Source organism: Paenibacillus farraposensis (genome assembly GCF_020736845.1).
GTDB classification, from domain to species: Bacteria; Bacillota; Bacilli; order Paenibacillales; family Paenibacillaceae; genus Paenibacillus; species Paenibacillus farraposensis.
Window position 1 is genome coordinate 5,736 of the sequence record NZ_JAFFQR010000010.1, and the last position, 7,469, is coordinate 13,204.

At 40.7% G+C, this 7,469-nt stretch carries 6 protein-coding genes and 2 pseudogenes; 6 read left to right on the forward strand and 2 right to left on the reverse strand.

Annotation, left to right across the window (positions count from 1 at the left end; all coding sequences use genetic code 11):
* Together JO375_RS02105 and JO375_RS02110 are read left to right on the forward strand one after the other, a co-directional pair.
* Positions 1 to 796: pseudogene (locus JO375_RS02105) on the forward strand (transcriptional regulator); the annotation flags it as partial.
* 230 nt (positions 797 to 1,026) lie between these two features.
* Positions 1,027 to 1,170 carry an aspartyl-phosphate phosphatase Spo0E family protein gene (locus tag JO375_RS02110; protein WP_229522927.1) on the forward strand — a complete coding sequence of 48 codons (144 nt, stop codon included), beginning with the start codon at positions 1,027 to 1,029 and terminating at the stop codon, positions 1,168 to 1,170.
* A 701-nt stretch (positions 1,171 to 1,871) separates the two neighbouring features.
* Here JO375_RS02110 and JO375_RS02115 read toward each other — a convergent pair.
* Positions 1,872 to 2,796, reverse strand: a pseudogene (locus tag JO375_RS02115) (IS3 family transposase); the annotation flags it as partial.
* 132 nt (positions 2,797 to 2,928) lie between these two features.
* Here JO375_RS02115 and JO375_RS02120 point away from each other — a divergent pair.
* Positions 2,929 to 3,081 (forward strand): aspartyl-phosphate phosphatase Spo0E family protein, encoded by a 153-nt coding sequence (locus JO375_RS02120; protein WP_267497653.1) that lies wholly within the window; start codon positions 2,929 to 2,931, stop codon positions 3,079 to 3,081.
* A gap of 672 nt (positions 3,082 to 3,753) precedes the next feature.
* On the forward strand, positions 3,754 to 4,236 hold the full coding sequence (locus tag JO375_RS02125; RefSeq protein WP_229522924.1) for a hypothetical protein: 483 nt from the start codon (positions 3,754 to 3,756) through the stop codon (positions 4,234 to 4,236).
* Positions 4,237 to 4,252: 16 nt separating this feature from the next.
* Here the strand turns inward: JO375_RS02125 and JO375_RS02130 are convergent, their stop codons facing one another.
* Positions 4,253 to 5,230, reverse strand: a complete 978-nt coding sequence (locus JO375_RS02130; RefSeq protein WP_229522925.1) for a helix-turn-helix domain-containing protein — start codon at positions 5,228 to 5,230, stop codon at positions 4,253 to 4,255.
* 711 nt (positions 5,231 to 5,941) lie between these two features.
* Here JO375_RS02130 and JO375_RS02135 point away from each other — a divergent pair.
* Together JO375_RS02135 and JO375_RS02140 are read left to right on the forward strand one after the other, a co-directional pair.
* Positions 5,942 to 7,204 carry a hypothetical protein gene (locus tag JO375_RS02135; protein WP_229522926.1) on the forward strand — a complete coding sequence of 421 codons (1,263 nt, stop codon included), beginning with the start codon at positions 5,942 to 5,944 and terminating at the stop codon, positions 7,202 to 7,204.
* Positions 7,205 to 7,404: 200 nt separating this feature from the next.
* Positions 7,405 to 7,469: helix-turn-helix domain-containing protein (locus tag JO375_RS02140; protein WP_229522929.1), on the forward strand; the 65-nt coding region annotated here is incomplete at its 3' end.

Genomic DNA, 7,469 nt, shown 5'->3' on the forward strand with positions numbered 1-7,469 from the left:
ATACAGATCGTTAAGTATGTGGGATAAGGTCTATAAATTTTCTCGTCAAATGTATAAATTAGGACAAATCCAATACGATTTGGTTCATAATTCCAAGCGAGAAATTCAACTGGGAAAGAAACTTAGTAGACCTCTGTTTGTATACATAGCCTATGCTGAACTGATGTGTGCTAATGCCTGCGATGCAAAGGGAGATCATGAACAAGCGAAAGAGCATCTTCGCGGCTCTGCTGATCTAAGCTGGGTAAAGGAAAGTGATCCAGACACACTCCATTGGATAAAGAAATTTCAGCATTGGGCGAAAATTAATACTTACGTGAACAGGCTCATGTCGGGAGATATTAGCGTGCTGCCGGATTATGTAAAACATATGGCTGGCGAACAGCATATTTTTAACGAACTCTTAAATGTTATTGAAGCAGCCAATCAGTATAATCTGGATGTAGATCATATCCTCCAGCAATTTGAACCCCAAATTACAGCGCATCAGGAATCATCCTCTGTCGATAAACACTCACAACAATTCTTACGACAGCAGAGTGCACGTTTTTCGTATAAGTTAGCTAAGTACAGCTTAAATAAAGGCAGATATTCATATGGTTTCAAATGTTTGTTAAATGCTTTGGAAAAATCTGCTACAATAAATAATGTACTGCTAACATCCAACTGTTCAGGTTTATTTGATCGTTTTAAAGCACATGCCGCTCCTGAAACGTTGGACCAGTACGAAAAATTGTCTCAGGAGGTGTGGAAAAGAAATGATAAGAAAGATAGCTTTAATCTTAACAGTAACTAGCTTGATACTGGTATTCACACTACCAGTTCCAGCTCCAACTCACGGCACAGTCACACCGCAGGATTACATTGGTACAGCTTGATCAAATTGTTAGCATGGGCCAGCCCTTTGGCTGGTCTTTTTTTGCTTTTTTGATAAAAAACGTTGATAATGTAATTGGTTATTTACCCCTAAAATGATAATAAATAGGGGGTAATGATATGAACATAGATGAATCCTTAACTAAACAGATGGAAAGTGCCAGACAACAATTGCATGATCTTTACGAACTGTATGGATTCGGACATGCATGCGTACTTGAGCAATCTATAATTTTGGACGAACTCATTAATCAGTACAATCACATGTATCAGACTAAGAAGTTACATCAATAGGTTCAGTCAGCAACCCCCCAATCCTTATGCAAAACTATTACTCTCCCCACATAACGATCATAATTATGATATAAAATGACTTAAGTGATATTTATATACATTTATCAAGTCAAAAATTGTAAATAATCAAGCTCCGGTGGAGTAGACACAAGGATGACCTCCATGTCCTGGGTGTGAGCTGCGCGGATCTCGTCCGGATCGGAGAGAGCTGCCGCGTTCTGCATGCTCGGGCTTCAGCTCATAGCCGGGCAGTGGCGCTCCTGGCGTGCTCCTGGCTGCTACTAATTTCCGGGAGCAGAGAAAAGGACGACCGGGGCCGTCCTGGGTGTGGGAGCTGCGCCGGCAGGCGCTATAGGCTGCGTGGATCTCGTCCGGATCGGAGAGAGCTGCCGCGTTCTGGATGTTCGGGCTTCAGCTCGTGGCCGCATCGATGGCGCTCCTGGCGTGCAGCCTGGCTACTAGTAATTTCGGGAGCAGAGAAAAGGACGACCGGGGCCGTCCTAGGTGTGTGAGCTGCGCCAGTGGGCGCTATAGCGCTGCGCGGATCTCATCCGAATCGGAGAGAGCTGCCGCGTTCCGCATGCTCGGGCTTCAGTTCGTGTCCGTTGGCCGCTGCAGAGTTGCACGGAATACAACATAATTTTCCTCCAGCATCCTAAAAACTCCTTTTTTCTTTCGTTATTCTCATGGTCCATCTGATACACAAACTCTGTCTTCATGACTTTGAACGTAGCTTCTGCTACAGCGTTATCGTAGGGGCAGCCTTTCATACTGAGAGAACGTCCAATGTGAAAGGTTTTCAGCAGTTCATCCATGCTTTGATTTTTAAACTCACTCCCCCGATCTGTGCGAAACCACTGGATGTCGCGTAAATCGCCCTCCACCGTCGCAAAAGCGCGAGCAACCAGAGCAGCGTCCTTCCGAGGACCTGCACTATGACCGATGATCTCTCGATTAAACAGATCCACCAGCACGCAAATATAGTGCCACTGGTTCTGGACTTTCACATAGGTCAGGTCACTGACAACGAAGCGTTTGCTTTCCATTTGGGTGAACTCGTGGTTCAGTGTATTGGCTGTAGCCGCTTCATTACAGGCGGTTTTATAGGGCTTATATTGTGCCACCGTGTAGGTTGAAACGAGTCCATGTTCTTTCATGATTCGACCGATCCGCCGCCTGGAGACGACGAATCCGCGCTCATGGAGCTTGACTTTGGTCTTGCGCATGCCATAGGCTTTTCGTTTCTTGTGGAAGATATCCACAACCGCTTCGGTTACATCGTCTTCGGTTGCCTGTTCTTTGGCTTCGTAGTAAAACGTACTTCTTGCGATTTGCAGGACGTCACACATTACTGATACCGAGTATTTATCACGATTGTTCTGGATGATAGCTACTTTCGTCCCATGATCAGCGCGGCTTGCTTTAAAAAATCGACCTCCATTTTGAGGCGTGGTTTTCTTTGCGTAAAGCAATGAGTTCATTCTCTTCCGCAGAGCGATTGTCCTTCTCGGAAAAGGAACCTGTTGTCTGAGCTTGTTTGATCCAGCGATCTAAAGCTGAGGCTGTGAGGCCATATTCCTCCACAAGGGCTGCTCTGGTTTTGCCGTTCTCGTATAACTGAACCATCTGTTGTAAAGGTACGTCGTTGATTTGGCATTGTAGATAATCCGCTCCTTAGCGTAATAGGAGTTTATTCTACAAGCCCTCGTTTTTGTTGTCCAACTAAGTGTAGCCGATCCAGTAGATCCAAATGCTCCTATGGATATTGTATCTCTTGAGGTGGCAATAGATCTTAAGAGAAAAGAGATGTATGCTAGTGCTGAGGGACGTGAGTTATACTCTCCAGATGTAGTCAGGGTCTCACAAGAGCTAGATGTACTTTTGAATCTGTATAATCGTTTTAACTATTAATCTAAAGAAACTCCTTAGGGGGTTTCTTTTTTTGTTTTTTAAGATTTTTAAAGAAATTTTGGTGTGGTGATAAAAATTTTGTTCATTAGGTTATTACTCAATAAGTGCTACTTCAGTATGTAATTCTTTACTCTCAAATTCTGATATACCCTCTCTCAATAATTGAAAGGGGGTATATCAAATTTTGAACCACCCTATCTCAAAATTTGAGAGACGAAACCGCTTCTCGAATTTTGATACGCCGCTTTTCAAAATTTGAGAAGCGGTTTATCGTCATATTTTCGCCTCTCAAATTTTGAGAAGCGACGTCTATCAAATTCTGACAGGCCGCCTCTCAAATTTTGATACCCGCCTTTCAAAATTTGAGAGGCGGATAATCGGGGAACAATCACGGACTATTGATCAAACACAATAAAGATGAGTTCTGAACAATAAAGTTGAGTTCTAAAAATTCAAGCTTATTTATTGTCGTACGGATGTACTAAAGTTATGGAAGTTTATAAAAACTAGTAAAATATCATATTAAACTTAATTAAGTTATTATTTGTAAATAAAAAACCCGATGAGTAAGTTTCATTGGGTTTTTATTTAAGTTAGGAATAGTCTTGTATAATAATTGAAAATGGGTAAGCGAAACGAATGTATACTTGAATGAGGACGGGAGAGAGAAAGTTGGACGGAGCTATATTGGAACTTGCTAAAACAGATGTACGTGAAGTGATGAGAAAAGAACTACAAATGAACCAACTGTTTGTCGAAAATAGCGTCGTTTACCGCAACACACCACGGCTGTTTAAAATTCAAGTGTTTACGGCTATGGCACGTAACGAAGTTCTTCACCATTTTCTCAATCTGGAAATCTCCATGCAGACTCCGAACGGTTTAAAACCCGACCTCCCAATGAGCCAAGCATATCATCATTTGATATACAAAATAGGTGCTACCAGCTATGCTCATCATGTGAAAGTAAAAGCGGAGCACCAATTGTTTCTGGATTACACGCACGCTGATTATAAAAAGAAGAGACATTTCCTCGATGAAGTATTGCCGGAGCAACCGAAATTATCAAAGATATGGGGAGTATTTGTGAACTACACGCCACCTCTTAGGTGGCGTGTAGTTCACTATAATACTAAAAAAGCAGCGGGACAGTAGTTCCCAACTGCTTTTTTTATAAATGATTGAAAGTGATCTCATCAAATGGAACGGCCATCTGTTTAAAAATCTCAATAATTTGATTCTTAAATCTTGATTCCAACCATTCTTTGCAGAATAGGGTAGGGGAATAAATGCAATAAGTTCTTTCGGTTCTGACACAAAAGCTTCCTTTAAACCAGGTATCAAAAGAGGGAGAACTAATTTTGGTCTTTATAATCTTACAGAACTCAGCCCACACATTACGATCATCCTCTGTGATCTGCTCATGTAGTATCTTTTGTTTTGCGGTTCTTTCTGCACTCTTCTTATCATCACTTTTAGGTTTACGAACGACCGTACCTTGCTTGAGTATATCATCATAAATAATGGTGTAATCAAGGCTGCGTTCAAGCTCACCAGAAATGTCATGACTGCCAACTAGTCGTTGCATAAACTTATCATGATCAATTTTGAGATCCAAAGGAAGCTCCTCATACAGCTCCTGGGGGAGGAAAGGAACCTGTCTTCTAATCTTAAAGAGAGGGCTCTCTTCCATATTATTTTTATCTGCGTTCATTACATTAAACATGAGTACAAACCCGTATTTTTCTAAGATAGCCAGATATTTTTTGATCGTGTTCCTAGACTTTTTCATTTTCGCGCCAATCAGATCCAAGTCTGGCCAGCAGTAGTCGATATCCCCATAGCAATAGCGCTTCAAATGCATGTACAAAGCAAACCCTTCGGCGCTAAAGTAGTGGCCCCAGTAGTCCATCAAGTAATTATTGATGAAGGTGATATTCCCGTCCATATGAGGTAGTGATGCCCCATGTTTGTCCAAACTGAATTGCCGAACTTCTTCTTCCTTTAAAAATATTTTCTCTAATTCTTTTTTTGTGTACGTCTGTTCTTTATCTCCGCTGCGACGCATCTTAGCTTCGGCTTCACCGGTGGGGCGAAGTCTGTAATAACTAAGATTGTAAAAGTTACCTTTAAGGTTTTTTTGTTGCATAGTTACTTCTCCTCTTTTACAAACCCATAAAAGGAAATATTTAATAGAGAGGAGTCACTTCACTTTTTTTTTGCAATGTGATAGAATAATCACATAATGTTTAGAAGTGAGTTCCTATTCTTGTTCATTAAAAATCCAACGCTTGGCGGCCGAGAGATCTTTAATGATTGAAATGATAGGGGCTTTTTTTATACAAAAAAACACACAATTATATTTGTGTGCAACAAAATAAAGGTTCGGAATTTCTACAAAAAGAAAGAAAATTCCAACCATAGTTCTGCACGTATTTTGAATATATCACATGTCTACGAAATAAAACAAGAAAAAAATAGGGAGAGTAGTCGAAAATTAAATGTTGTGAAGGATAAGTTTTTGTGGTATATTCAGAATAATTTAATAGATGCACGTAAAAAAAGGGACATGATATTTTACTATCATGTCCCTTTTTTTATTTACGATTTTATTTTTCTCAGTTATAATCTAATTAATCAATTATCTTACTAATTTTCTTTGCTGCTCAGAGATGCAGCAGAGATAAGCATGCCGACTAAGGCTAATTACAAGCATAAGGGTACTCATAACATGCTGATTTGATGCATGTTTTTGTTGTACACTTTTTTAAAGGACATTTTCTTCTATTCAGAAGAGGTGTCCTTTTTTTTATTTTTCACACTCAATTTTAATTCTAAAAATTATAAGGGGATGAAGACTATGAAACTGCGCCGCTCAAAAAATAAAGGTTGGTATGAGATCAAATCAGAATGCCCGATTTGTGGTCATCGAGGCTGGTGTCGAATCAATGAAGAAAAGACAATTGTAAATTGCATGCGTGTACCATCAGACGATTACTTTGATTCACATATAGGGCGTCAGTACAGACACTACTTGTCAGATGTATATCCTGACACTGCGTTCGATGATATCGAAGAAACGAGTGACATTGATAAGAAACCAAATGATTATCTGGATGCTGTATACCGCACTTTGTTGGAGGAGGTCTCACTATCTGACTTCCACCATAAAGAACTGGCAGAGCGAAAATTCACAAACGAGCAGATTCGTTTGAGGGAATATCGGAGCCTGCCTACAAATGATCGGCATAAGACTACTAAGCGGGTGTTGAATCGTTTGACTGATCACGATGCTTTGCTTGGAGTCCCAGGCTTCTATGAGAAAGAGGGACAATTTGGTTCTTTTTGGACCATGGCCGGCCACTCTGGCATGATGATCCCTTCGCGTTCCATTTATAACGAAATTATCGGATTTCAGATCCGGGTTGATCAACCGCCACTAGAAATGAACTTCAAGGGTGACCTTGGTCATATCGAAGGTCGTATCATCAAAGAGCATGAAAAGGATGAAAGTGGGTTTCGTAAGGCTACTTGTGAAATTATAAAAAATGGAAGAAGGCTTGTTGGTGAACTTACCGAAAAAATTCAGCAAGGTATATATGATTCAGCTACTGGAAAGCTAGTAGGATCTGTAACGTTAACTCAGGGACAAAAATATTATTGGTGGAGCAGCAGCAACAAGAACAATGGATCGAGTATCGGTACACCGTTACCTTACCATTTTTCGTTGCCTTCAAGTTTGATGGACAAATGGAATTACAATGATACCCCAGATCGTTTAATTGACTGTTCAGAAGTCTGGGTTACGGAAGGTGGACTGAAATCTGACAGAGCAGCTGACGTTTTGTTAAGACCATTCTTCGGAACACCTGGTTTGAACTCTTTCTCACTGATCCTTGAGCCTTTGAAGGCACTCGAGTGTAAGCATGTTGTTATCGCACCGGATGCAGACGTAACGATAACACCACAGGTTGAGCGTGCATTAGGTCAATGTGCGGAGTTTTTTGCTGTGAACACAGATATGAAACTCAGCTTGGCCATGTGGGATTTGTCATTAGGAAAGGGAATTGACAATTTGGTGAATAATGGATATATCCCGCAAGTGACAACATTAGTAGGTTAGGAAGAGAAATGTTCAGTAACATTAAACTGAGTTCTTATTACAGGAAACAAGGGGATTGAAAACTATGGGTAGTGTAATTTATCAAAGAAAGCGAGAATACCCCATCCTCTATAGGTGGGGGTTGAATCGTTGCTCTTTTCTTTTTAAAGCTTTTGATTCTGCATAATATACATTGTTCTCAAATAGAAAGGGGTGACATCATGCTTCGTCACAAAGCCTACAAGTTTCGCTTGTATCCGACGAAGGAGCAGTCACAGATCATGCG